The organism is Roseovarius sp. PS-C2 (assembly GCF_018862045.1).
Classification (GTDB): domain Bacteria; phylum Pseudomonadota; class Alphaproteobacteria; order Rhodobacterales; family Rhodobacteraceae; genus Roseovarius.
In genome coordinates this window covers 177,725-203,215 of the sequence record NZ_JAHKSQ010000006.1, presented here as the reverse complement: position 1 = coordinate 203,215, position 25,491 = coordinate 177,725, and the positions used below count along the sequence as shown (strand labels likewise).

The following is a 25,491-nucleotide window of genomic DNA, read 5'->3' as shown; positions in this document are numbered from 1 at the left end:
ACAAATCAACGGAGGCAGCCATGGCCGGTCACAGCTCGGCAGTTACATCGCATACAGGCAACAACCCGTTCCTGCGTTTCGTCGCCGCCATATCGACCCTTGCAGGATGGTGTTCGGCGGCCATGATCGTGGCCGCGGTGGCGATCACCTGCCAGATGATCTTTATTCGCTTCGTCCTGAACGGATCGACCATCTGGCAAACCGAAGCCGTCATCTACCTGATGATCGCGGCCACCCTGATCGGGCTGCCCTATGTGCAGCGGTTGCGCGGCCATGTGAATGTCGACCTGTTTCCACTGACCCTGTCGCGACGCCCGCGTTTCGTGCTGGCGATCCTGACGCTGTCGCTGTCGATCCTGATTGTCGGGGTGATGCTGTTTTACGGCTACGAATACTGGCATTTCGCGTGGGATCGCGGCTGGCGCTCGGACACTGTCTGGGGTGTGCGCCTGTGGATTCCCTACCTGTCGCTGCCAATCGGATTCGCCCTGCTCTTGCTGCAACTGATCGCTGATTTCGTCGCCCTGATCACCGGCGTCGACAAACCCTTTGGACTGGAGAACGCCTGATGGACCCTCTGCTGCTTGGGGCACTGGTTGCCGTTGCAACGATCCTCGTTCTTTTCTCCGGCATTTCGGTCGCGATGGGCTTGCTGATCGTCTCGGCCGGGTTCCTGATCGTCTTCGACGGGCTGCGCTCGCTGGAACTGATGCCCGAAATCCTGTTCGGCAAGCTGGACAATTTCGCCCTGCTGTCGATCCCGATGTTCATCATCATGGGGGCGTCCATCGCCTCGACCCGCGCGGGCGCAGACCTGTACGAGGCGCTTGAACGCTGGCTGACACGCATTCCCGGCGGGCTGGTTATTTCTAACCTCGGTGCCTGTGCCCTGTTTGCCGCCATGTCGGGATCAAGCCCTGCAACCTGCGCGGCCATCGGCAAGATGGGTATCCCGGAAATGCGTAAACGCGGCTATCCCGATGGGGTCGCGGCTGGTTCGATCGCTGCCGGTGGAACATTGGGTATCCTCATCCCGCCGTCTGTCACGATGATCGTCTACGGCATCGCCACCGAAACCTCGATTGGCCGCCTGTTCCTGGCCGGTGTCATTCCCGGCCTGATGCTGGTCGGCCTGTTCATGGCCTGGTCGCTCTATTCGACATGGCGGTCGGGGTCGGCCTCTGTCCTCAGCGCGGGTGATTACACCTGGCGCCAGAAGTTCGAAATCCTGCCGCGCGTCCTTCCGTTCCTGCTGATCATCATCGGCGTGCTTTACGCCATGTATGGCGGGATCGCCACGCCGTCTGAAACCGCAGCCGTCGGCGCATTGCTGTGTCTCGTGATCGCGATGGTCATCTACAAGCTGTGGGATCCCCGCCAGTTGTGGGTCGTGCTGCGCGACAGCACCAAGGAATCGGTGATGATCCTGTTCATCATCGCTGCGGCGGGTGTGTTCAGCTACATGCTGTCCTCGCTGTTCATCACCCAGTCGATTGCCGAATGGATCGGCACGCTCGAGGTCAACCGCTGGATTCTGATGGGCGCGATCAACGTCTTCCTGCTGATCGCAGGGTTCTTCCTGCCGCCGGTCGCCGTCATCCTGATGGCCGCCCCGATCCTGCTGCCGATCATCACCACCGCCGGGTTCGATCCGATCTGGTTCGCCGTGGTGCTGACGATCAACATGGAAATCGGCCTGATCTCGCCGCCGGTCGGCCTGAACCTCTACGTGATCAACGGCATCGCGCCGGATATCTCGCTCAAGACGATCCTGACCGGGTCGCTGCCCTTCGTGGCCTGCATGATCCTCGCGATCATCCTGTTGTGCCTGTTCCCGGGCCTTGCCACATGGCTGCCCAATATGGTGATGGGAGCCGCCTGATGACCCTTCTGGCTGATGTCCTGTCCACGGTATTCGAGCGGCGCTACCGGCCCTTCGGCCTGAAAGGCGCCGAGACCAGACCGCTGGACGTGATGGCGAACGAACTGGTCGGCTCGTCCGGAGAAACCTCGGGGCTGGCGCTGGCCGAACGTATCCTGTCCGGCTTCGAAGCGATGTCGGACGACGAAAAGCTGGGCTTCTTCCGCCATCTGGCCAATGCCATGAACATCGATGCCGAGGCAGTTCGCACCGCCCTGGATGCCTATGAACAGGCCCCCTCCAAGGACAGCTACCGCGCCTTCATGGCCGCATCCGAACCCCGGCGGCAGGAACTGATCCGGCGGCTGAACGGGCTGCCCGGCGCGACCGGGGCGCTTGTGCGGATGCGGGCCGATCTGCTGCGGCTTGGCCGGGGCGAACCGGAACTCGAGGCGCTGGACCTTGATTTCAGGCACCTTTTCGCCTCGTGGTTCAATCGCGGGTTCCTGGTGCTGCGCCCGATCAACTGGGAAAGCCCGGCACATATTCTGGAAAAGATCATCGCCTACGAGGCCGTTCACGCCATCGACAGCTGGGATGACCTGCGCCGCCGGCTGGAACCGCGCGACCGCCGGTGTTTCGCCTTCTTTCACCCGGCCATGCCGGATGAGCCGCTGATCTTCGTCGAGGTCGCGCTGACCAAGGGCACCCCCGGCTCGATCCAAGGCCTGCTGGCCGAGGATCGCGACACCGCCCAGCCGGAAGACACCGACACCGCCGTGTTCTATTCGATCTCGAACTGCCAGAAAGGGCTGGCCAGCATCTCGTTCGGGAATTTCCTGATCAAGCAGGTTGCCTCGGACCTGGCCTCCGAGATGGGCAATCTCAAGACTTTCGTCACCCTGTCGCCCATTCCGGGGCTTGGCCCGTGGGCCGCCGAGCAGGCAATTGATCTGCCCATGGACGACCCTAAACAGATGCGCGCGCTGGCAGCGCATTACCTGATCAACGCCAAGCGCAAAGATGACCTGCCCTATGACCCTGTGGCGCGGTTTCACCTTGGCAACGGGGCGACCGTACATGCAGTTCATGCCAACGCGGATACATCCGACAAGGGGCGTGCCCAATCGGGTGGCGCGATGGTGAATTATCTGTATGACCTCGGGAAGGTCGCCCAGAACCACGAAGCATTCGTCACGACGCTCAAGGTCGTTGCCAGCTCCGACGTGAAATCAGCCGCGAATGCAGCCAATACAGGGCAGGCAAAGGAAAGGTAAAATCATGGCTAATCCCCTTTATGACCATCTGTTCGGAAACCATGCCGGCAAGGACACGCCGTTCCTGTATCTGCCTGACGGCACCACGCTCAGCCATGACGCCTTTTTGCAAAAGGCCGCACGGATCGCCAACGCCGTGACGGGGCTTGGCCTGAGCACCGGAGACCGCGTTGCCGTGCAGGTCGAAAAATCGCCCGAGGCGCTGGCACTGTATGCCGCCTGCGTGCAGGCCGGGCTGATCTTTCTGCCGCTCAACACCGCCTATACCGAAGACGAACTGGCCTATTTCATCGAGAACAGCGGCGCGTCCCTGATCGTGTGCGACGACAGCCGCCAATCCGGGCTGTCCGCGGTTGCCAGCCGCCTTGGCGCGCAGGTCGAAACACTGAATGCCGACGGCACGGGCTCACTGACCGACAAGGCCGGGGATTGCCCCGCCTCGTTCGACACCGTGGACCGCAAAACAGGCGACCTGGCCGCCTTCCTTTACACCTCGGGCACGACCGGGCGCTCGAAAGGCGCGATGCTGACGCAGGACAACCTTCTGTCGAACGCAGAGACGCTGGTGAAGGAATGGCGCTTCACATCCGATGACGTGCTGCTGCATGCCCTGCCGATTTTTCACACGCACGGGCTGTTCGTGGCGACGAACGTGACGCTGGCGGCCGGGGGCAGCATGATCTTCCTGCCCAAGTTCAATCTGGATCAGGTCATCGAATGGCTGCCGCGCGCCACCTCGATGATGGGCGTGCCCACCTTCTATACCCGTCTGCTGGACGATGCGCGTTTCACCCGCGATCTGGCGCAGCATATGCGCCTGTTCATTTCCGGCTCGGCCCCGTTGCTGGCGGAAACCCATGTGCAGTTCGAAAACCGCACCGGCCATCGCATTCTGGAACGCTACGGCATGACGGAAACCAACATGAACACCTCGAACCCTTACGAGGGCGAACGCCGCGCCGGAACCGTGGGCTTCCCCCTGCCAGGTGTCGAGTTGAAGGTCACCGACCCGGATAACGGCAATACGCTGCCGAATGGTGAAATCGGCCAGATCGAGGTCCGCGGCCCCAACGTGTTCAAGGGCTACTGGCAGATGCCCGAGAAAACCGCCGCCGAACTGCGCGAAGACGGGTTCTTCATCACCGGCGATCTGGGCAAGATCGACGAGGATGGCTATGTCCACATCGTGGGCCGCAACAAGGACCTGATCATCTCCGGCGGCTACAACATCTACCCCAAGGAAATCGAACTGGTGCTGGACGAACAGCCCGGCGTGCTGGAAAGCGCCGTGATCGGCGTGCCGCATCCCGATTTCGGGGAAACCGTGGTGGCGGTTCTGGTGGCGCAACCAGGGGCCACCCCCGACACCGCGGCGATCATGGAGAATGTCGGCCAATCGCTTGCACGGTTCAAACACCCCCGCAGCATCGAGGTGATCGACGAACTGCCGCGCAACACCATGGGCAAGGTCCAGAAGAACATCCTGCGCGAGCGCTACAAGGACATGTTCGCAACCGCCTGACCAAGATTGCCCATGCCCGGACCGGGCAAGCCTGACATGCGGTAACGCCGGGAAATTGCGCACCGCCTGTCGGGCATTTCCGTTCGGGAACATGGCCTATGGGCCGCGTTTCGCCCCATCTCCTTGCGGGCGTTCCAGCCGGCGCAAGACACCGTTTCGCATATCGGAACCGGCCCCGCACGTTTCAAGTTGCGGCTTGAAGCGATATGATAATCCTATGCCATACATCGAAAACATATATTTGCCCGATAGGTGCTATGCGCGCTATCCCTGATGGACCCCCACGCGACATATGAGCAGAGCATGAATTTCCCAGACGACGACTATCAAGATATCCGCGACGGCGTGCAGGCACTTTGTGCTCAGTTTCCCGCAGAATATCACCGTAAGATCGACGAAGAGCGCGGCTATCCCGAAGCCTTCGTCGACGCCCTGACGCGCGAAGGCTGGATGGCGGCCCTGATTCCCGAGGAATACGGCGGGTCCGGCCTTGGCCTGACCGAAGCCAGCGTCATCATGGAAGAGATCAACCGCGCGGGCGGCAACTCGGGCGCGTGCCACGGCCAGATGTACAACATGAACACACTGGTGCGCCACGGCTCCGAAGAGCAGCGCCAGCGTATCCTGCCCAAACTGGCCAGCGGCGAGCTGCGCCTGCAATCCATGGGCGTGACCGAACCGACCACCGGCACCGACACCACCAAGATCAAGACGACCGCCGTCAAGAAGGGCGACCGTTACGTGATCAACGGGCAGAAGGTCTGGATCAGCCGCGTGCAGCACTCCGACCTAATGATCCTGCTGGCCCGCACGACCCCGCTGGCCGAGGTCAAAAAGAAATCCGAAGGCCTGTCGATTTTCCTCGTCGACATCAAGGAGGCCATGAAAAACGGGATGGAGGTCAAACCCATCCTCAACATGGTCAACCACGAAACCAACGAGTTGTTCTTCGACAATCTGGAAATCCCCGAGGAAAACCTGATCGGCGAAGAGGGCAAGGGATTCAAATACATCCTGACCGGCCTGAACGCCGAACGCGCCCTGATCGCGGCGGAATGTATCGGGGATGGCTACTGGTTCACCGACAAGGTCACACAATACGTCAGCGAACGGCAGGTTTTCGGCCGCCCCATCGGCCAGAACCAGGGGGTGCAGTTCCCCATCGCCGAGGCCTTTATCGAAGTCGAGGCCGCGAACCTGATGCGCTACAAGGCCTGCGCGCTGTATGATGCCGGTCAGCCCTGCGGCGCCGAGGCCAACATGGCGAAATACCTGGCCGCAAAGGCCAGCTGGGACGCCGCCAATGCCTGTATCCAGTTCCACGGCGGATTCGGCTTTGCCTGCGAATACGATGTCGAACGCAAGTTCCGCGAGACACGGCTCTATCAGGTCGCCCCGATCTCGACCAACCTGATCCTGTCCTATGTGGCCGAGCATCTCCTCGGTATGCCGAGGTCGTTCTGATGCAGGCATTGGAAGGTCTCGAAGTCGTCGCCATCGAACAGGCCGTGGCAGCACCATTCGCCACCGGACGGTTGGCCGATGCCGGGGCGCATGTCACCAAGATCGAACGCCCCGAAGGCGATTTCGCCCGTGGATACGATGATGTAGCCCAGGGACAGTCGAGCTATTTCGTCTGGCTCAACCGCGGCAAGGACAGCGTGACGCTGGACCTCACCTCGGACGCCGGAAAACAGGCGCTCGAAGGGCTGTTGGCCAAGGCCGACGTGCTGATGCAGAACCTCAAGCCCGGCGCGCTGGCGCGGCTCGGTTTCGATCTGGAGCGTCTGCACCGCGATTATCCCCGGCTGATCTCCTGCTCGATCTCGGGCTATGGCGAAGACGGCCCGATGTCCGACCGCAAGGCGTATGACCTGCTGATTCAGGCCGAAAGCGGGCTGTGTTCGATCACCGGCGGCCCGTCCGAACCGGCACGGGTGGGTGTCTCGCTGGTCGATATCGCCACGGGCGCAACCGCCCATGCCGCGATTCTCGAGGCGCTGATCCGCCGCGGGATCACCGGACAGGGCGCGCGTATCTCGGTGTCGATGTTCGATGTCATGGCCGATTGGCTGACTGTTCCGTTGCTGAACCACGAAGGCGGCAACAGCCCCAAACGCATCGGCTTGGCCCATCCTTCCATCGCGCCCTACGGTGTATTCACGCCCAAATCCGGTGCCGACATCCTGATCTCGATCCAGAGCGACCGGGAATGGCGCATGCTGTGCAAGGATTTCATCGGAAACGCAGACCTCGGGACCGATCCGCGCTTTGCCACCAATGTCGAGCGGGTGAAAAACCGCGATGAGACCGACGCCATCGTCGCCGAGGCCTTTACCCGCTACGATGCCGAAACCGCCATCGACCTGCTGGAGAAATGCAAGATCGCCCTGGCCTCGGTCAACGACATGGCCGGGCTGTCGACCCATCCGCATCTGCGCCGCATCACCGTGGACAGCCCGAACGGCCCGGTGTCCTACCCGGCCCCCGGAGCGCTCTTTATCGGCGAGGATCGGACCTATGGCGCAATTCCGGCGCTGAACCCGCTGGAGGACTAGGCGATGACCCTCGACATCGATCATCTGCAAACCTGGATCGGCCGCGAACAAATCGACAGCGAAACCCTGTCGCCCACACTGGTGCGTCAGTTCAACGCCACGTTCGACCGCAGTTCCGACACGGATCAGGGGGGCAAGGCCCCGCTCCTGATCCATCTCTGCCTGGCCCAACCCATCGCGCCCATGTCCGAACTGGGCCGCGACGGTCACCCCGCCCTTGGCGGCTTCCTCCCGCCGGTGCCCCTGCCGCGCCGCATGTGGGCCGGCGGGGCCTTCACGTTCCACGGCGATATCCGGATCGGCGACGAGGTGACACGTCACTCGAAAATCACCGATGTCCAATTGAAAGAGGGGCGCTCGGGCGCGCTGTGCTTCGTCACGGTCCAGCACGAGGTCACCTCCGATGACCGCCATGTGCTGAGCGAACGTCAGGACATCGTCTACCGCGATATCCCCGCCGCTGCGCTGGGCAAGCCCAAGGCCGATCCCGCCCCCGCCGGGACCGGAGAGCATTCCCGCACCGTGAATCCGCATCCGACGCTGCTCTTCCGCTACTCTGCGCTCACCTTCAACGGCCACCGCATCCATTACGACAAGCCGTTCTGCATCGAGGACGAGGGATATCCCGGCCTCGTGGTGCACGGCCCGATGCAGGCCACGATGTTGTGCCAGATGGCCGCCGACCTGCACGGCGCCACGCCCGCGCGCTTCCGGTTCCGCAGCCTGTCGGCAATCTTTGACGATGCCGATTTCACGGTCAACGCCGAACCGCATGACAGCGGCCTGCGCCTGTGGACGGCCAAGGTGGGCGGCCCGCTGGCGATGGAAGCCTTCGCCGAATGGTAACCATCGGATCGCGCCGGGTTGTCCGGCCCGGCTGGACAGGCGATGCGATTCTGTGCTGCAGTTCGACGATGCCGACGCCCCGCGCGGCACATTAACCACGGATCGGACCCCGCATGAGCCAACGCCCCGCCCCCGAACATCGCGATGCCTTCGTGCATTTCTGCCCGATCAGCACACGCTGGATGGACAACGACGCCTATCTGCATGTCAACAACGTGGCCTATTACTCGTTCTTCGACACGGCAGTGAACGATTACCTGATCCAGGGCGGCGTTCTGGACATACGTCGCAGTACGGTAACCGGCCTGGTCGCCCAAAGCGAATGCAGCTACTTCAGCCCCGTCGCCTTTCCCGAAGCCATCGACGTAGGCCTGCGCGTGGCCCGCTTGGGCCGCAGCAGCGTGACCTATGAACTGGGCGTTTTTCAGAAAGAATCCGACACCGCCGCGGCGCAGGGCCGGTTCGTTCATGTCTATGTCGACCGCGAAACCAGCCGCCCGGTCGCCATCCCCGACAACATGCGCGCCCTGCTCGAGCCGCTGGTCATGCCCGCCGACAAACCCTGACCCATCACGATTGGACCCCTCCATGCCCCTGAGCCGGATCACCCTGCCGCTGTTTCTGCCCGCCACACGACTGGATCGCTTTGCCAAGGCACAGGGGGCCGGTGCGGATGCCGTCATCCTCGATCTCGAAGATGCCGTCGCCGAGGAGGACAAACACGCCGCGCGCAACGCATTGGCCGACCTGCCCGCACGCACCCCCGGCGACGTACCCGTGCTGATCCGCATCAATGCCACGGACAGCCCTTTTTTCACCGAAGACGCCGCCGCGATGAAGGGCCTGCCCATCGACGGGCTGATCCTGCCCAAGGCCGAAGACGCCGAAGCCTGCGCCGCCCTGTCCCGACAAACCGGCCTGCCGGTGATCGGGCTGATCGAAACCGCCCGCGGCCTTCGCAATGCCGAAGCCGTGGCCGGGGCCTGTGTGCGGCTGGCCTTCGGCTCCATCGACTATGCCGCCGACCTTGGCCTCGCCCATGAACGCGAGCCACTGCTCCATGCGCGATCCGAACTCGTTCTCGCCTCGCGTCTGGCAAACCGCCCCGCCCCGTGGGACGGGGTCACGCAAGGGATCAAGGACGAAACCGCCATCGAAACCGATTGCAAACACAGCGTCGCCATGGGCTTTGGCGGCAAGCTGATCATTCATCCTGCTCAGATCGCCCAGGCGCGACGCGGCTTTGCCCCTTCGCCGGACGAACTCGACTGGGCCAGACGCGTCACCGCCGCCGCCGCCGAAAACGCGGCCGCAATCAAGGTGGATGGTCAGATGATCGACGCCCCGGTGGTCAAGCGCGCCGAACAGATCCTTGCCCGCGCCGGAGGGACACAATGACCGACAAAATCACCGAAGATCACCTGATCGACAGCATCGCCGACGCGTTGCAATACGTTTCCTACTACCACACCCCGGATTTCATTCAGGCCATGTCCCGCGCCTACGAGACCGAGCAAAGCACCTCGGCCCGAAACGCGATGCGTCAGATCCTGTTGAATTCGCGCATGGCGGCCACCGGCCACCGCCCGATCTGTCAGGACACCGGCAGCGCCAACGTGTTTCTGAAAGTCGGCGTTCAGGCCCCCATCGACTGGCGCCGCTCCCCGCAAGAGCTGATCGACGAGGCCACGCGCCGCGCCTACAATTTCAAGGCCAACCCGTTGCGCGCCTCGATCGTCGCGGACCCATTGGGCAAACGCCGCAACACGCAGGACAACACGCCCGCCATGATCCAGACCGAGCTGGTGGCCGGTGACAAGGTTTCCGTCACCGTGTCGGCCAAAGGGGGCGGGTCGGAAAACAAGACCAAATTCACGGTTCTGAACCCGTCGGATTCGGTGGCGGACTGGGTGGTGGACACCGTGTCGAAACTCGGCGCGGGCTGGTGCCCGCCGGGGATCATCGGGCTTGGCGTCGGCGGCAGCGTCGACAAGGCGATGGCCATGGCCAAGGAATCCCTGAACGATCCCATCGACATGACCGAATTGCAGGCGCGTGGCCCGCAATCCGCAGAAGACGAATTGCGGCTGGACCTCTACGATAGGCTCAACGCCCTTGGCATCGGCGCGCAGGGGCTTGGCGGGCTGGTGACGGTTCTCGACGTGAAGGTGAACAGCTTTCCCACCCATGCCGCCTCGCTTCCCGTCGCGCTGATCCCCAATTGCGCCGCCACGCGGCACGTGCATTTCACGCTGGATGGCAGCGGCCCCGCGCAGCTCACCCCACCCGACCTGTCGCTTTGGCCCGATCTGGGCGATGCAAGCGTCGATGGGCGGCGGATCGACCTTGACGCGCTCGATGACGCCACGCTCGCGTCCCTGTCGCCGGGCGACACGCTCCTGCTGTCCGGGCGGCTCTATACCGGGCGGGACGCCGCCCACCGGCGGATGCTGGCCGAACTGGACCAGGGCAAGCCCCTGCCCGTCGATCTGAAGGGCCGCGCGATCTATTATGTCGGCCCGGTGGACGCCGTGGGGGACGAGGTGATCGGCCCCGCAGGCCCCACCACCTCGACACGGATGGACAAGTTCACCGGCCCCCTGCTGGCCGCCTCGGGGCTGAAACTCATGATCGGCAAGGCCGAACGCGGCCCCCAGGCGATCGAGGCCATCAAGGATCACGGTGCGGTCTACCTGATCGCCGTGGGCGGGGCGGCCTATCTCGTGTCCAAAGCCATCCAGAGCGCCCGCCCCGTCGCCTATCAGGATCTGGGGATGGAGGCGATCTACGAGATCGAGGTCAAGGATATGCCGGTCACCGTGGCGGTGGACACCAAGGGCGACTCCATCCATGACAGCGGCCCGCGCCAATGGGCGCGCACCCGTTAACCCCCTGAAACGAAAACAGGGCGCCCGCAACGGACGCCCTGTTTCAATTCGCGGAATAGTCCCGTTCAGACGGTGCGCCCGCCATCGACTTCAAGCACGACACCGGTGATGAAATCCGCCTCGTCCGAGCCAAGGTAAAGCGCGGCATTGGCGATGTCGCGCGGCTGCGACATGCGGCCCATCGGAATGGTCGCGATGAACTTCTCGCGGTTCTCGGGCGTATCGGGAACCCCCATGAACTGCTCCAGAAGCGCGGTCGCACCCATCACCGGCGCGATACAGTTCACGCGGATATTGTCGGGCGCCAGTTCCACCGCCAGCGAGCGGCTCATCAGGTTCACCGCGCCCTTGGACGAGTTGTACCACGTCAGGCCCGGACGCGGGCGGATACCGGCGGTCGAACCGACATTCAGCATCACGCCACCGCCGGACTTGCGCCACAGCGGAACGCAGACCTTGGTCATGTGAAAGATCGACACCACGTTGATGTCATAGATCTTGCGAAAGGTCTCTTCGTCGGTTTCCATCAGCGGGCGGTTGGGGTTGGTCCAGCCCGCATTGTTCACCACGATATCGAGCCCGCCAAAGGCTTCGACGGTCGCATCGACAGCGGCCTGAACCTGATCGCCCTTCGACACATCGCATGTCACCGCGATGGCGTTTTCGCCCAGTTCCTTGGCAACGGCCTTGGCACCCTCTTCATTCAGATCGACAACCGCCACCTTCGCGCCTTCGCGAATATAGGTTTCCGCAATCCCCTTGCCAAAGCCCGAGGCCGCGCCGGTGACGAGCGTGCGTTTTCCTTCAAGTCTCATAGTCTTGTTCCTTTTTGATTGTCGTTGCCCCGGCCCCGTTCAGGCGGGGCCGGTGACACACGGCAAGGGTCAGCCGTGATTGTTGATGATGGTCTTGATGTGCGAAAACTCGTGCAGCGCGGCAAAGCCCTTTTCGCGGCCATGACCGGATTTGCGGATACCGCCGAACGGCAGTTCCACCCCGCCCCCGGCGCCATAGCCGTTGATGAAGACCTGGCCGCAATGCATCGCTTTCGACACACGCTGCTGCCGCCCGCCGTCACGCGTCCAGATCGCGGCGACAAGCCCATAATCGGTATCGTTGGCAATCGAGATCGCCTCGGCCTCGTCCTCGAACGGAATGATGCACAGAACCGGGCCAAACACCTCTTCCTGCGCGATCTTCGCATGCGGATCGCACGGGCCGAAAATGGCGGGCGCAACGTAATAGCCGCCCTCGGGCGCGTCCTGACGCACGCTGCCGCGGGCCATCAGCGGCGCGTCAGCCTCTTCGATATAGGTTTCCACGCGCTTCTTCTGCTTGGCCGAAATCAGCGGCCCAAGCACCGCATCCTCGCCGGAATCCGACGCCGCAATATCCTTGAAACGCGCAGTCAGTTCGGCAACCACCTTGTCGTAAATCCCGCGCTGCAACAGAACGCGCGTGCCCGCCGAACAGGTCTGCCCGCCATTCTGGATCACGGCATTCACCAGCACCGGCAACGCGGCCTCCAGATCGGCGTCGTCAAACACGATCTGCGGCGATTTCCCACCCAGTTCCAACGTGCAACCGATGAAGTTCTTTGCGGCCGCCGTCTGGATGATGACCCCCACCTCGGGCGATCCGGTGAACGAGATGAAGTCGATCTTCTTGTTGTCGGCCAGCGCCTGACCGGCCACATTGCCGCGCCCCGTGACGATGTTGATCGCCCCGGCGGGGAAGCCCACCTCGATCGCCAGTTGCCCCATGCGCAGCGCGGTCATGCAGGCGTCTTCGGCGGGTTTCAGGACCGTCGCGTTGCCCATGGCCAGCGCCGGGGCAACCGACCGCCCGAACATCTGCGCGGGATAGTTCCACGGGATGATATGCCCGGTCACACCGTGGGGTTCGCGATGAACCTCGACATTGTAACCGCTGAGAAAGGGGATGACCTCGCCATGCACCTTGTCGGCGGCCCCGCCGTAGAATTCGAAATAGCGGGCCGTCACCTTCATATCGGCGCGCGCCTGGTTGATCGGCTTGCCGTTGTCACGGGTTTCGAGTTGCGCCAGGCCTTCCACGTTCTCCAGAATACGCTCGGACAGGCGGATCATCAGGCGGCCACGTTCGGCGGCGGTCAGCGTGGACCATTCGCCACCGTCATAGGCTGCGCGAGCTGCCGCCACGGCGGCGTCGATATCGGCCTCGTCGCTGTCGGCAATCTGTGCAAAGGGCAAGCCGTCGAGCGGCGACAAGACGTCCATCGTCTTGCCGGAAATCGCCGGCACCCATTCGTTGGCGATCAGGTTCAGCGGCTCGGGAATGACCAGTTTTGCATTTACGTCGGAGTCTTTCATGCGTTCGTTCCTTCAGGTTCAAGAGAGCCCTCTTCCACCTCGCCCCGTTCGATAACGAGCGTGCGGTCGGCAAAGCCGCGCAGCAGAGAGGGATTGGATTCTGTAATGATCAGGGTGACCGAACGGTCCGTATCGCGCAGGGTGCGCAGGGCTTCGGCATAGCGCAGCGCCAATGCCGGGGCCAGCCCCTGAAACGGTTCGTCCAGCATGATCAGCTTGGTGCCCAGCATCAGGGCACGGGCCAGCGCCACCATCTTGCCCTGCCCGCCGGATACGGTGCCGCCGGGACGTCCCGCCATCTCGCGCAGTTCGGGCAGGACCGTATAGGCACGCTCCAGCCGCTTCGCGGTTTCCGCGGCGCTCAGCCGCGCGGCCTGCGCCGGCAGCAGAATGTTTTCCTCCACCGTGAAGGCCGAGAAAAGCCGCCGGTCTTCCGGCGCATATCCGATCCCCAGACCGGGCCGTTTCGGCGGGTGCAAATCGGTGATCGGCTTGCCGTCGAACAGGATTTCCCCGCTGGCCTTGGTAAAGCCCATGATCGTGCGCAGCAGCGTCGTCTTGCCCGCGCCGTTCCGCCCGATCAGGGCCACGGTTTCGGCCGCGTCTATACTGAATGTCAGGTTCCGCAGGATCGGGATAATCCCGATCGAGGCATTCACATCACGCAATTCCAGCATCAGACCACCTCCCCGATCACGTCCCGGATCACGTCGGGATGCTCCAGAATTTCCGCGGGCGAGCCGCGCAACTGCACATTGCCGCTGTTCCACACGGCCACTTCGTCGGCATAGTTCTCGACGATGCCCATATCGTGCTCGACGAACACCGATGTGACATTGGCCTCCTTCAACGCACCGATCAGGATTTCCATGATCGAATGCTTCTCGGAAGACGCCACGCCCGAGGTCGGCTCGTCCATCAGCAACAACCGGGGCTTCAGCGCCAGGGCGACGGCAATGTCGATCAGCTTGCGCTGCCCTTCGGACAGTTCGACCACCAGCGTATCGGCCACATCCGCACAGCCCACCATGTCCAGCAGGTGCAGTATTTCCTTGCGCTCGGGAATCTGGTGCATGTCCAAAAACGGATTGCGCAGCTTGTCCCGCGCCGATACCGCGATCAGCAGGTTTTCCAGCGCCGTGTGCTCGGTGAACAACTGCGGAATCTGAAAGGCCCGCGCCACGCCGCGATCCACGATCTTGCGCGGCGGCAGGGGGGTCACGTCCTGCCCCTCGAACAACACCTGCCCGTTGCTGGGCTTGATCCAGCCCGTGCAGATGTTCAGGAAGGTCGTCTTGCCCGCACCGTTCGGTCCGATGATGGCCAGGTTCTTGCCCGCATGAATCTTGAGCGACACATTGTCAGCCGCAGTCACGCCACCGAACTTGATCACCAGATTGCGGGTTTCCAGAAGAACGTCACTCATTTCCGCGCTCCTTCCTTGTCCGAGCCACGCCGAAAGAGCGACTCGAGAATACCGATCAGCCCACCGGGCGCGAACAGGATGATGATCAACAGGAACCCGCCAAGGATCATCTGCCAGATGTCACCGGCATAGACCGAGGCATAGGTCCGCACCACCTCGTAGATCAGAGCCCCGAGGAAGGCGCCATGAACAGAACCCGCACCACCGAGAACCGCGATGAACACCATCTCTGCCGAGCGGACCCACCATACGTATTCCGGCGTCACAACACCCTGGGCCATGCCCATCATCACCCCGCCGACACCGCACAGCGCCGCCGACAGAAGATACCCCGACAACAGCGCCCGCCGGGGCGAGATGCCCAGGTATTCAAGCCGGGTTTCATTGGTCTTGATGGTCTGGAACAGCTGACCGATGGGCGATGCGAACCAGCGCTGCGTGAACCACCCCAGCGCCACCATCAGCACCACCACCGAATAATAGAGCATCAGCTCGAACTGGCCGTGAGACAGCACCTGCCCCAGAACCGTCGGGCGTTCGAACCGGATACCGTCGGCCCCGCCGGTGTAGTGATAGAATTTCTCGAGGATCGACCAGAAGATCATCGAAAACGCCAGGTTCAGCATCCCGAAGAAGATGCCGCGATAGCGCACCACGAACAGCCCCACGAAAAGCCCTGCCAGAATTGCCCCGATCACGCCGGCAACCAGCACGACAAAGAAATCCGCCGCCGGCATCGACGCCATCAGGAACGCCCCGGCATAGGCCGCGATCCCGAAATAAAGCGCATGACCGAACGAGACCTGACCGGCGCGCAACAGCACCGTCACGCCCAGCACGGCCAGCCCCTTGGCCATCGCGAAATTGAACAACAGCTGGATCGAAGGCGTCGTGAAGGGCACGGCGATAACCGCCAGAACCCCGATGACCCAGAGAAAGGTGAGAGGTGACTTCATGCTGGCCTTCGCCTTGGTTGAATGTGTTTTTGTGGTCATCCCGAGCCTCAGATCTTGCGTGCGGCCGGGCTGCCGAACAGCCCCTCGGGGCGCACCAGCAGAACCAGAACCATGATGAGATACGGCACCAGAACCGAGATTTCGGGATACAGGTACACCGCGAACGAACGTCCCAGCCCGATCATCAGCGCGGTCAGCGCCGCGCCTTCGATCTGGCCCAGCCCCGCCGTGGCGACCACGGCAAAGGACAGCACGATCATGTCAGCGCCCATACCGGGCAGGATCGAGGTTGTCGGCGATGCCAGCGCCCCGCCCAGACCGGCCAGAACCGCCCCGATCACGAAGGTGAACAGGAACACCTTGTCGGCGTCCACACCGATGGATTGCGCGGCCTCGCGGTCCTCGGTCGTGGCGGTGATCAGCTTGCCGGTGATCGTATGGCGCAGGAAAAACCGCATACCCAGCAACAGCACCACCGCGATCAGCGGCAGCAGGATCAGCTGATAGGCCGTGTAGGTCACACCAAAGATGCTGACATTGCCCAGAACCTGCAACGCGGAGGATTCGAAATAAGGCCGTGTTCCCCAGATAAGACGCTGCACGTCCTCGAGGATCATGAACACCGCGAATGTCACCAGCAATTGCAGCACTTCGGACTTGTCGTAGATCCGTCGCAGCAGGAAATATTCCAGCGGCCCACCGATCAGAATCCCGACCAGCACGGCCGATACGATCATCAATGGAAACGCAAAGACCGGCGCGAACCCGAGGGCAAGAAAGTAGCCGGTCAGGGAGACGGTGGCATAAGCCCCGATCGCATAGAGCGACCCGTGCGCCACGTTCAGTATTCGCATGACGCCAAAGATCAGGGTCAGCCCGAGCGCCACGATAAAGACCAGCGCGGCATAGGCGACACCGTCGAACAAGGCGAGGAGGAAAATCGCGAGATTCATGTGTTTATCCGGGAGTTATAATGGTGCGGAGAGGGCATCGAATGCCCTCTCCGACAGTTTCACAAGCGACGATCAGTTCTCGTAGGTATCGACGGTCACACTGTCGACAAAGCTTGCATCGAGGGTACCGACCCAGTCGATCGACTTCTGGCCGACCGGCGTGGTCAGTTCGTCGCCGTCGAAGATCATGATGTTTTCCATCGTGGCAAACGGGTAGTCCCCGGTTTGCATGCTGGTCCCCAGCAACTGATCTTCGATACCCTGGTTGTCCTCACGGATCGTCACTTCGCGCCCCAGGCCCTGGAAGCTCAGACCCTCCAGCGCGGCCAGAAGCTGATCTTCGCTCGGCCAGTCGACGCCGTTTTCCTCGATCGCCTTTTCATAGGCGGCCTTCAGTGCGGCAATGCCCTGGCTGGCGTGGAACACGGGGTAGACGCTGACCTCACCGGTCTTTTCCTCGTATTGCTTCATGAACGCCTTGAAGTCCTCGTCGTCACGGCGATCCGGATGCAGGAAGTAGTGATCACCCCGCCCGCCGACGATATGCCCTGCCGTCAGGGCCGAACCAAGACGCTCCAGCGACGATTCCGCCAGCGGCAGAACGAAGGTCGAGGTGTTCAGCAGCCCGCGCTGCGACGCCTGCTGCACGAAGGTATCCAGATCACCACCCCACGAGGTCGACAGGATCACGTCGGGGCGCAACGCCTGCAGACGCGAGATTTCGGTCGAGAAGTCGGGCGACCCGAATTTCGGGAAGAACTCGGCCACGACCTCGACATCGGGCTTCATCGCCTTCAGCGCGGTGCGGAAGATATCCCAGCTGTCCCGGCCCCAGGCATAGTCCTGGTTGACCACCGCGATGGTCTTGAAATCCGGGTGCGTCTTCAGAAGATACAGCACCGTGGACAGCATTTCGGGTGTCGCGTTGGCCTGCGTGCGGAAAACGTATTTATAGTCGTTTTCCTCGAAAATCCGCTGCGTGCCGCAATCCCACATCAGGTTCGGCACCTGCAGGTCTTCGGCCAGCGGCGCCAGCGTCTGGCAGTTGCCCGACGAAATCGCCGCCATCATCACTTCGACGCTGCCCGATTCCACCATGCGGCGATATTCCGAGGTCAGCGCCTCGGCACCTGCACCCTCGTCGATGAACGAAATGTTGATCGGCACACCGTTGATGCCGCCATCCGCATTGATGTTCTCGACAAGGATCTCGGCGGCATTCCGCGCCGGCACCCCAAAGACCGAGGCCGGGCCGGTCAGGAATGTGGTCATCCCGACATTCAGGCTCTCGGGCTTGTCCGCCGCACTGGCTGCCAGCGGCAGCGCAGCCGCGATCGTCGCGGCCACGACTCGTTTCACAAATTGGGTCTTCATCTGGTTTCCTCCCTTTAGGTGCGATCCATTAGCGGATCGCGATTGGATTGATAATCATCTGGACAGCCCCTTCGATGCGGGCCTGCCCCAGAACGAACAGGAACTCGTGTGCGCCATCGGCGGCCAGTTCACGCGTATCCATGTTTTCGAGAATGTAGATGCCGTTTTCGGGCTGCAGGATCTGGTGCGCCCGGAAGGCCTGCCCTTCTTTCTCGGCTGGCACGACTTCCATGCCCCACGTATCGGCGCCCACGGCCATCACGCCGATCTCGGCCAGATACTCGGCCCCGCTGACGCCAAGCCCCGGCTCGGCGGCGCCGAAGCGCTCGGGATCGGGATTCTCGCCGTCCAGCAACTCCATCCAGTTGGAATGGAACAGAACGACATCCCCCTCGCGCAACTCGACACCCTGCGCCGAGGCGGCCGCCTTGATGTCTTCATCGGTGTAGGCAACGCCCTCTTCGACCATGTCGGTGCCGAAATGCGCCGCCATGTTCAGCATGACCCCGCGCCCCACAAGACCCGGCAGATTGTCGAGCCCCAGTTCCGTCAGCCCCGAGGCCGGCGCGAAATCTTCATAGGTGCGCCCGCCGTAATAGACATGATCCACACCGGAATGGCCCAGCCCGTCGATTTGCGAGCCGATACCCAGCCATCCCATGAAAATGTCGTCATTATAGGTAAAATTGTTCTCACCCAGCCCGCTGTTGCCGTTCTGATTCGGCTGCAGGATCGTCACCGACAGGCTGCGCGGCGGAAAGGCCGGCGTATCGGGTCCGACCTTCATGCCAAGGCTGTAAACCTTGCCTTCGGTCACAAGGCCCGCCGCTCCCTTAACCCTTTCGGAAGTCATGAGATTCGCCGCGCCCAGCTGATCGTCGGCGCCCCATTTGCTGTCGGCCAAAGCCGAATTCGTACTGGCGGCAATGGCGCCACTGGTCAGGCAAACGGACAAAATAATCGCGGATTTCGAAAGAATGGATTCCATTATCAGGCCCCTCCCTTTGGCCTGCATGCGATCGTAGACCAAGAGCTAAAGCCTACGCCAATATCATAGCGCTATTCCAGTTATATGTTTTTGCTATTGCAGCGCATAATAATGCGGCACTATCCTATAACACTATTAAAGTGGAAATGTTTCGCTTTAGGCGCCCATAACGCACGATCCGTGCGGTTGGAATTCAGACTACGGGAGGACATGCCATGAAAATCCAGGCAGCTGTGCTGGAGCGCGAAAATATCGAACGCGACTTCGAAAAGAACAAGGCCCTGACCGTTCGCGATGTCGAACTGGACGAGCCGGGCCGCGGCGAGGTGCTGATCCGTGTCGCCGCCGCCGGGGTCTGTCATTCCGACCTGTCCGTGATCAACGGAACGCGCCCCCGCCCGGTGCCGATGGTGCTCGGGCACGAAGCCTCGGGCATCGTCGAACAGGTCGGCCCCGGCATCGACGATCTGGCCCCCGGCGATCATGTGGTATGCATCTTCGCCCCCGGCTGCGGCACCTGCCTGCCCTGTTCCGAAGGACGACCGGCCCTGTGCACCCGCGCCGCGAAACACCACGGCGTGGGCGAATTGATGACCGGCCATCGCCGCCTGTCGATGGACGGCAAGCCCGTGCACCATCATGTCGGCGTCTCTGCCTTCGCCACCCACGCCGTTCTCGCCCGTCAGTCACTGGTCAAGGTCGACGTGGATATTCCAACGCATATTTCCGCGCTGTTCTCCTGCGCCATGCTGACCGGCGCGGGCGCGGTCTTCAACACCGCCAGGGTCACACCCGGCAGCAAGGTTGCGGTTGTCGGCCTCGGCGGCGTCGGCCTCTCTGCGGTGCTGGGCGCGCAGGCGGCGGGGGCCGGGCAGATCGTGGTGATCGACCCGTTCGACTCCAAGCTGGAAACGGCAAAGGGCATGGGCGCAACCCATACCGTCAAGGCCGACGAACACACAACCGAAGCGGTCCGCGACCTGACCGGCGGCGGGGTGGATTACGCCATCGAACTGGCCGGATCGGTCAAGGCTTTGGAAACCGCCTATGACTGCACCTGCCGCGGCGGCACGACCGTCACCGCCGGGCTGCCGCACCCGGATGCGCGGATGCCCCTCAACGCCCTGAAACTGGTGGCCGAGGAACGTGCGCTCAAGGGCAGCTATATCGGCTCCTGCGTGCCGCAACGCGACCTGCCGCGCATGTTCTCGCTGCACCAGCAAGGCAAGCTTCCGGTCGAAAAGATGCTGACCCACCGCTTGCGGCTGGACCAGATCAACCTCGCCATGGATCAGCTCGACGACGGCACGGCCATCCGGCAGGTTATCGAGTTCGACTGACGGGCAGGCCGGACGATGGATATCAAGCACCTGCGCTATTTCCTTGCCGTCGCCGAGGCGCCGTCGATTTCGGCGGCGGCTCAGGCCATCGGCGTGGCGCAGCCCTCGCTGTCGCAACACCTGCACCGCATGGAAGAGGAACTTTCGGTCAAACTGGTCGAGCGCTCCGCACGCGGCACGGCATTGACCGACGAAGGCCGCATTCTCCTCGAACATGCGCGGGGGATTTGCAACAGTCTGGACCGCTGCATCGAAGACATGCGCGAACGCGGCGGCACCATAAGCGGACGGGTGGTTTTCGGAATGCCGCCATCCTGTTCGATGATCGTGTCCGTGCCCCTCGCCGAAACCGTGCGCCTCGAGATGCCCGAGGTCCGCCTGCGCGCCGTCGAAGCGATGAGCGGCTATCTCGAAAATTGGTTGCTCGACGGGACCGTGGATATTGGCTTTCTCTATGACCTGAAAAGCGGCGGCCAGCTGCGCGGCACCCATGTTCTGGACGAGGAACTGTTCTTCTATTCCGCCCCGGACGCCTGGCCGCTGGATACACCCCCGGGTACGCCTGTGCCGTTGCGGGCCCTGGAAAAGCTGGACATGGTGCTGCCCTCCAGCGGCTTGCGCAACCAGATCGAAGCCTATTGCAAACAACACGATGTGCGCCTGAACGTCGTGGTCGAGATGGACGCGATGACCCAGATCAAGGAACTGGTCGCGCGTGGCTCCGGCTACACCATTTTCGCGCCGGTCGCCGCGCAGGATTTCGTCGAACGCGGCGACCTGCTGCGCGCCCCGATCATCGAACCCACCATGACGCGCCCCGTCTATCTGGTGAAAAGCCCCGCCCGCGTCATGACACGCGCCTGCCACGCGGTGGAATCGATGACCCTCGACGTGGCCCGCGAACTGGTCCGCCGCGGGATCTGGGAGGGCAAACTGCAGAAAAGCCGCCCGCAAACCGGCAGACGGCGGTCCTGATCATCTCTTGCCTCGCCCGGAGTAAAGACCGCCCCGCCAACCGGCGGGGCGATCCGGCAGCCTGATCAGCCGTAAACCAGCCTTGGCAGCCATGTGATGATCTCGGGAAAGACCATGCACAGGACCAGCCCCACCACCTGCAACGCCAGGAACGGCAGCGCCGACTTGAAGATATCCGTCATCGGGATCGACTCGGGCGCAACCCCGCGCAGATAGAACAGCGCATAGCCAAAGGGCGGCGACAGGAAGCTCATCTGCATGTTCACCAGGTAAAGCACCCCGAACCACAGGACCAGATCCTCGGGATTGGACAGCCCGAAGGCCGCCGCGCCCAGCGCCTTGATGATCGGCACAAAGATCGGAACGCACAGCAGCAGGATACCGACCCAGTCCAGGAACATCCCCAGCACGACCAGCAGAACCTGCATCAGGATCAGGATACCCCACGGGCCGAATCCGGTGGCCGCCAGCGCATCCTGCACGAATTGCTGACCGCCCTCCAGCACGTAAAGCCCGACAAAGATCGTCGCACCGAACATGATCCAGATCACCATCGCCGACGCCTTGAGCGTGGTGGTGCAGGCCTCGCGCACCGTGGGCCAGTCCAGCTTGCGATGGATCGCCGCCACGATGAACGCCCCGAAGGTGCCGATCCCGGCAGCCTCAACCGGCGTCGCGACACCCGAAAAGATGATGCCCAGCACGACCACGACCAGCGTGATCGGCGCGGCCATCTTCCCGACCAGCTGAAGTTTCTCGACATTCGAAACCCGTTCTTCCACCGGAATGGCCGGGCCGAGCACCGGGTTCACGTAACAGCGCACCGACACGTAAAGGATATACATCCCCGACAACAGCAGGCCGGGAATGACCGCGCCGATGAACAGCTCGCCCACCGATTGCTCGGCCACCACCGCATAGATGATCGCCAGGATCGACGGCGGGATCAGGATACCCAGCGTCCCCCCCGCCATGATCGAGCCCATGGCGATCTTGGGGTCGTAATGACGCTTCAGCATCGCCGGCAGCGCGATGATGCCCATCGTCACCACCGCCGCCCCGATCACGCCGACCATCGCCGCAAGGATCGTCGAGGCGATGATCGTGGCCGAGGCCAGCCCGCCTTTGACGCCGCCCAGAACCTTGTAGATCACATCGAACATGTCGTTGATGATCCCGGCCCTTTCCAGCATCGCCGCCATGAATATGAACAACGGGATCGCCGATAGCTGATAGTTGGTCATCAACGGGAAAATCCGGCTGGGCACGATGTTCAGCGCCCGCGCATCCCCCAGTACGAACAGAAAGACACAGGCCAGACCGCCGGTCACGAAGGCCAGAGGCAACCCCGCCATCAGCAGCGCCAGCAACGAGCCGAACATGATGAGCGTCAGAAGCTCGATTCCAATATCAATACCCATGCTCAGTTCCCCCGCGCGATTTCACGGATGTCTTTCGACAGTTTCGAAATGCCTTGCAGCACCAACAACAGCCCCCCCATGACCATCACCCATTTCATCGGCCACAGCGGAACCTCCCATTCGTTGAAACTGATCTCGCCCCAGCGAATGTTGGGATCGGTCCACTGGTTCAGGCCAAAGCCCGAAACCATCTCGCCAAACCCGATCTGCCCGCGCGCCCAGTCGGACAGCACGGAATTGCCCGAAGGCACGGCAATCGCATCCATGGCGAAAATCCACGACGTCACCAGAAGCGTCCCCGCGAAGATGAAGAAAAAGACGGATGTCAGAAGATCGACCCACGCCTTGCGCGGCTTCGACAGCGGCGCATAGAAAATATCCACGCGCACATGGCTTTCGGTCAGCATCGCATAGGCCCCCGCGATCAGGTATTGCATCCCGAACATCAGGTACATCGCCTCATGCGCCCAGTTGGTGGGCGACCCGAAGACGTATCGCGCGATCACCTCGTAGTAATAGACGAATACGGCGATCACCGCCCAATAGGCCACGAATTCCCCACAGAACAGCGACAGCCGGTCGATCCAGTTCGTCGCGTAATCGGAATCGTGCTGCGGCCCCTCCTCGGCTTCGAGCGCCGCCAGCGCCTTTTCCGCCTCCGAGATTTCCTCATGCTCGGGGATCGTCGCATTGGCGCGCTTCACAAGGCCGGGGATCAGGACGAAATCAAGCGCCAGCAGCGCAAGGATCAGGTAGAACGCATTGCCTGCCGAACTGTCCCAGAAGGCCCGCCGGCTTTCCTCGGCGTCCCGCAGCGGCGTGAACTCCTCGACCGCGGCGCGCGCCTCTTCAAGACGCGCTTCGCCCTTCTCGATGGTGTCCTCGGCCCGCGTCAGGCGGCGCTCCGCGCTGCGCTGGCCAATGGAGCCCTCCTCGGCGGCCTCGAACGCCGCCCGCAGGTCGGCCAATCCCTCGCGCGCCTCGGCAACACGGCCTTCTTCGCGGCCAAGCGTGCGCTCGGCAACCCGAAGCTCGTTGGCATAGTTCGACACGATCGTCCGCGCCTCGTGCGTCTGGCTGTTCGCATACAGGATGAAAAGAAAGATCGGGATGAAAACCAGCCCGAGCATGCTTTTCAGGTAAAAGCGGTGCAGCCCGATGATCCCGCCGGTGACGGCGATCATATAGGCCAGTGGAATCGTATAGCGCTTTTGCGCGGGCTGCGGACGGCGCGAAAGCACCATCGCCACGATAGGAAACACGATCAATCCTACCCAATACAGCCAATGCGGCAGCGTAAAGCTGAGCCCCGGCATTTCTGTCCTCTTTCGATTGGAGTTGTGAACAAACCGCCCGGCGCATCGGCGCCGGGCGGCTATCAATCATAGTCGTCAGGCGCTCAGAGTTTCAGCTCAAGCCCCTCGGTCAGCGCCGGATCGACATATCCCAGCGACCCCGACATCATGTAATCCAGCTGGATCTTGAAGACCCGCGCGGCGTTCGGATCGCGGTTGGCATAGTCGAACCAGATCGGCACGGCCATTTCGGTCATCAGTTCGACGTCGTCCTGGCTCAGGCGCGTCACTTCGGTGCCGTCTGCCGCGAACTTGCCCCAGGCTTCCTGGTCGGCGGCCTGAATCGCGGCGTGGTGCATATCCGAATAGACATGGGTTTCCATTTCGACGAACTGCTGCATCGCCGGAGACAACGCATCCCATGCGGCCTGCCCCACGGTGATGTCCATGATGTCCACCGGCTGATACAGCGACATGAAGCCCGGCGGGCCCATGACGATGTAATCGGTCACCTGGCTGAAGCCCAGCGCATAGTTCACCGCCGGGCCGACATAGTCCGCCACGTCGATCGTGCCTTTTTCCAGCGCCGGGAAGATTTCCGAGCCGGGCAAAACCGTGGTTTCCGCGCCGATGGCGGTGAACACCTCGGCAACCATCCCGCCCGGCAGGCGCATCTTGCGGCCCGCGAAATCGTCGATCGAACGGATCGGCACCTTCGAGTGGATGATGTTCGGGCCGTGATGCACGGGACCGACGAAATGCAGGCCCTGCGCCGCATAAAGCTCGCGCGCGATATCAATGCCCCCGAGGCCATAGTAGAACACGTCGAATTCATGCGGGTTGCGAAGCCCCAGCGGAATCGATGTCAGAAAGGTCGCGGCGGGAATGATGCCTTGCGCATAGATCGTGAACGGGTTCACCGCTTCGAGCACGCCATTCTTGACGGCATCGAAAAGCTGGAAATCGCCCACGACGTCATTCGCGCCGAATGGCTGGAACGCCAGTTCGCCGCCCGTCTTCTCCTCGATTGTGGCGCACCAGTCCTTGAATACCTGAAGGCCCGCTCCTCCGGGCCAGCTCGTCTGGATTTTCCACGTCGTCGTCTGGCCCTGTGCCGTGGCAAGATGAGGGGCCGCAAGTGTTGCCGCGCCCGCACCCGCAAATGCCCGCAGGGCACCACGCCGGGTCGTGATCGTCTTGGTCATGATTCTCCTCCCATTTTTGACCGCGTGGCAGATCAGGAGTTGCACCAAACCCGCCACGGACCAAACGCAGCCTAACGCGAGATCGCGAAATTGGTTAGAAGTTTTTGCCGATTCTATACTTTTGGAGCAGTCGGGACAAAATTGACCTCCGTGACTCCCGCTCCGCTCACCGGGCAATCAGCCCCGATTCGAGCGCATCCACCCGCGCCGGGGCCGGGATGTGTCCATGATGTATGCAACCGTTCCGATTGGCCC

23 protein-coding genes are annotated in these 25,491 nt (G+C 62.4%); 12 read left to right on the top strand and 11 right to left on the bottom strand.

The genetic code is table 11. From position 1 onward, the window contains the following. The first annotated feature begins 20 nt into the window (after nucleotides 1-20). From KPG71_RS13100 to KPG71_RS13055, 10 genes are all read left to right on the top strand, one after another. A complete protein-coding gene (locus KPG71_RS13100; protein WP_216338449.1) occupies nucleotides 21-569 on the top strand; it encodes a TRAP transporter small permease in 549 nt (182 codons plus the stop codon). Beyond that, nucleotides 569-1,882 (top strand): TRAP transporter large permease, encoded by a 1,314-nt coding sequence (locus tag KPG71_RS13095; RefSeq protein WP_216338448.1) that lies wholly within the window; start codon nucleotides 569-571, stop codon nucleotides 1,880-1,882. Before KPG71_RS13100 ends, KPG71_RS13095 begins: the two co-directional genes overlap by 1 nt. Beyond that, nucleotides 1,882-3,138 carry a malonyl-CoA decarboxylase family protein gene (locus KPG71_RS13090; RefSeq protein ID WP_216338447.1) on the top strand — a complete coding sequence of 419 codons (1,257 nt, stop codon included), beginning with the start codon at nucleotides 1,882-1,884 and terminating at the stop codon, nucleotides 3,136-3,138. The genes KPG71_RS13095 and KPG71_RS13090 overlap by 1 nt, the downstream gene beginning before the upstream one ends. Nucleotides 3,139-3,142: 4 nt before the next feature. After that, a complete protein-coding gene (locus tag KPG71_RS13085; protein ID WP_216338446.1) occupies nucleotides 3,143-4,660 on the top strand; it encodes a malonyl-CoA synthase in 1,518 nt (505 codons plus the stop codon). 303 nt (nucleotides 4,661-4,963) lie between these two features. Next, complete coding sequence (locus KPG71_RS13080; RefSeq protein ID WP_073036906.1) at nucleotides 4,964-6,124, top strand: acyl-CoA dehydrogenase family protein; 1,161 nt, start codon at nucleotides 4,964-4,966, stop codon at nucleotides 6,122-6,124. Next, nucleotides 6,124-7,218 (top strand): CaiB/BaiF CoA-transferase family protein, encoded by a 1,095-nt coding sequence (locus KPG71_RS13075; RefSeq protein WP_216338445.1) that lies wholly within the window; start codon nucleotides 6,124-6,126, stop codon nucleotides 7,216-7,218. Before KPG71_RS13080 ends, KPG71_RS13075 begins: the two co-directional genes overlap by 1 nt. A gap of 3 nt (nucleotides 7,219-7,221) precedes the next feature. Continuing rightward, entirely contained in the window at nucleotides 7,222-8,064 is an 843-nt protein-coding gene (locus KPG71_RS13070) for a MaoC family dehydratase N-terminal domain-containing protein (protein ID WP_216338444.1), read from the top strand. 113 nt (nucleotides 8,065-8,177) lie between these two features. Then, nucleotides 8,178-8,630, top strand: coding sequence for a thioesterase family protein (locus KPG71_RS13065; protein WP_216338443.1), 453 nt, complete (start codon nucleotides 8,178-8,180; stop codon nucleotides 8,628-8,630). Between the two features lie 22 nt (nucleotides 8,631-8,652). Further along, nucleotides 8,653-9,462, top strand: coding sequence for a CoA ester lyase (locus tag KPG71_RS13060; protein ID WP_216338442.1), 810 nt, complete (start codon nucleotides 8,653-8,655; stop codon nucleotides 9,460-9,462). Further along, entirely contained in the window at nucleotides 9,459-10,952 is a 1,494-nt protein-coding gene (locus tag KPG71_RS13055; RefSeq protein WP_216338441.1) for a fumarate hydratase, read from the top strand. The genes KPG71_RS13060 and KPG71_RS13055 overlap by 4 nt, the downstream gene beginning before the upstream one ends. Before the next feature lie 65 nt (nucleotides 10,953-11,017). Here KPG71_RS13055 and KPG71_RS13050 read toward each other — a convergent pair whose 3' ends face one another. The 8 genes from KPG71_RS13050 to KPG71_RS13015 all read right to left on the bottom strand — a co-directional run bounded on the left by KPG71_RS13050 (nucleotide 11,018) and on the right by KPG71_RS13015 (nucleotide 19,000). After that, nucleotides 11,018-11,767: an SDR family oxidoreductase gene (locus tag KPG71_RS13050; RefSeq protein WP_216338440.1), complete on the bottom strand. Its 750-nt coding sequence runs from the start codon at nucleotides 11,765-11,767 to the stop codon at nucleotides 11,018-11,020. A gap of 69 nt (nucleotides 11,768-11,836) precedes the next feature. Further along, complete coding sequence (locus KPG71_RS13045) at nucleotides 11,837-13,303, bottom strand: aldehyde dehydrogenase family protein (RefSeq protein WP_216338439.1); 1,467 nt, start codon at nucleotides 13,301-13,303, stop codon at nucleotides 11,837-11,839. Further along, on the bottom strand, nucleotides 13,300-13,980 hold the full coding sequence (locus KPG71_RS13040; RefSeq protein ID WP_216338438.1) for an ABC transporter ATP-binding protein: 681 nt from the start codon (nucleotides 13,978-13,980) through the stop codon (nucleotides 13,300-13,302). The genes KPG71_RS13045 and KPG71_RS13040 overlap by 4 nt, the downstream gene beginning before the upstream one ends. Further along, nucleotides 13,980-14,729: an ABC transporter ATP-binding protein gene (locus tag KPG71_RS13035; protein WP_216338437.1), complete on the bottom strand. Its 750-nt coding sequence runs from the start codon at nucleotides 14,727-14,729 to the stop codon at nucleotides 13,980-13,982. The genes KPG71_RS13040 and KPG71_RS13035 overlap by 1 nt, the downstream gene beginning before the upstream one ends. Then, the gene (locus KPG71_RS13030; RefSeq protein ID WP_253196257.1) at nucleotides 14,726-15,685 is read right to left on the bottom strand and encodes a branched-chain amino acid ABC transporter permease; all 960 of its coding nucleotides are present in this window, start codon (nucleotides 15,683-15,685) and stop codon (nucleotides 14,726-14,728) included. The genes KPG71_RS13035 and KPG71_RS13030 overlap by 4 nt, the downstream gene beginning before the upstream one ends. Nucleotides 15,686-15,732: 47 nt before the next feature. Beyond that, on the bottom strand, nucleotides 15,733-16,638 hold the full coding sequence (locus tag KPG71_RS13025) for a branched-chain amino acid ABC transporter permease (RefSeq protein WP_216338435.1): 906 nt from the start codon (nucleotides 16,636-16,638) through the stop codon (nucleotides 15,733-15,735). Nucleotides 16,639-16,710: 72 nt separating this feature from the next. Further along, entirely contained in the window at nucleotides 16,711-18,012 is a 1,302-nt protein-coding gene (locus KPG71_RS13020; RefSeq protein WP_216338434.1) for an ABC transporter substrate-binding protein, read from the bottom strand. 28 nt (nucleotides 18,013-18,040) lie between these two features. Next, nucleotides 18,041-19,000: a cyclase family protein gene (locus KPG71_RS13015; protein ID WP_253196256.1), complete on the bottom strand. Its 960-nt coding sequence runs from the start codon at nucleotides 18,998-19,000 to the stop codon at nucleotides 18,041-18,043. 215 nt (nucleotides 19,001-19,215) lie between these two features. On the opposite strand from KPG71_RS13015, the gene KPG71_RS13010 reads away from it, so the two are divergent. Beyond that, entirely contained in the window at nucleotides 19,216-20,340 is a 1,125-nt protein-coding gene (locus KPG71_RS13010; RefSeq protein ID WP_216338432.1) for a zinc-dependent alcohol dehydrogenase family protein, read from the top strand. Nucleotides 20,341-20,355: 15 nt separating this feature from the next. Further along, nucleotides 20,356-21,315, top strand: a complete 960-nt coding sequence (locus KPG71_RS13005; protein WP_216338431.1) for a LysR family transcriptional regulator — start codon at nucleotides 20,356-20,358, stop codon at nucleotides 21,313-21,315. 65 nt (nucleotides 21,316-21,380) lie between these two features. On the opposite strand, the gene KPG71_RS13000 is transcribed toward KPG71_RS13005, so the two are convergent. The 3 genes from KPG71_RS13000 to dctP all read right to left on the bottom strand — a co-directional run bounded on the left by KPG71_RS13000 (nucleotide 21,381) and on the right by dctP (nucleotide 25,236). After that, nucleotides 21,381-22,736: a TRAP transporter large permease subunit gene (locus tag KPG71_RS13000; protein WP_216338430.1), complete on the bottom strand. Its 1,356-nt coding sequence runs from the start codon at nucleotides 22,734-22,736 to the stop codon at nucleotides 21,381-21,383. Between the two features lie 2 nt (nucleotides 22,737-22,738). After that, nucleotides 22,739-24,052, bottom strand: a complete 1,314-nt coding sequence (locus KPG71_RS12995) for a TRAP transporter small permease subunit (RefSeq protein ID WP_216338429.1) — start codon at nucleotides 24,050-24,052, stop codon at nucleotides 22,739-22,741. Nucleotides 24,053-24,135: 83 nt separating this feature from the next. After that, the gene (gene dctP, locus KPG71_RS12990) at nucleotides 24,136-25,236 is read right to left on the bottom strand and encodes a TRAP transporter substrate-binding protein DctP (RefSeq protein WP_216338428.1); all 1,101 of its coding nucleotides are present in this window, start codon (nucleotides 25,234-25,236) and stop codon (nucleotides 24,136-24,138) included. Between the last annotated feature and the right edge of the window lie 255 nt (nucleotides 25,237-25,491).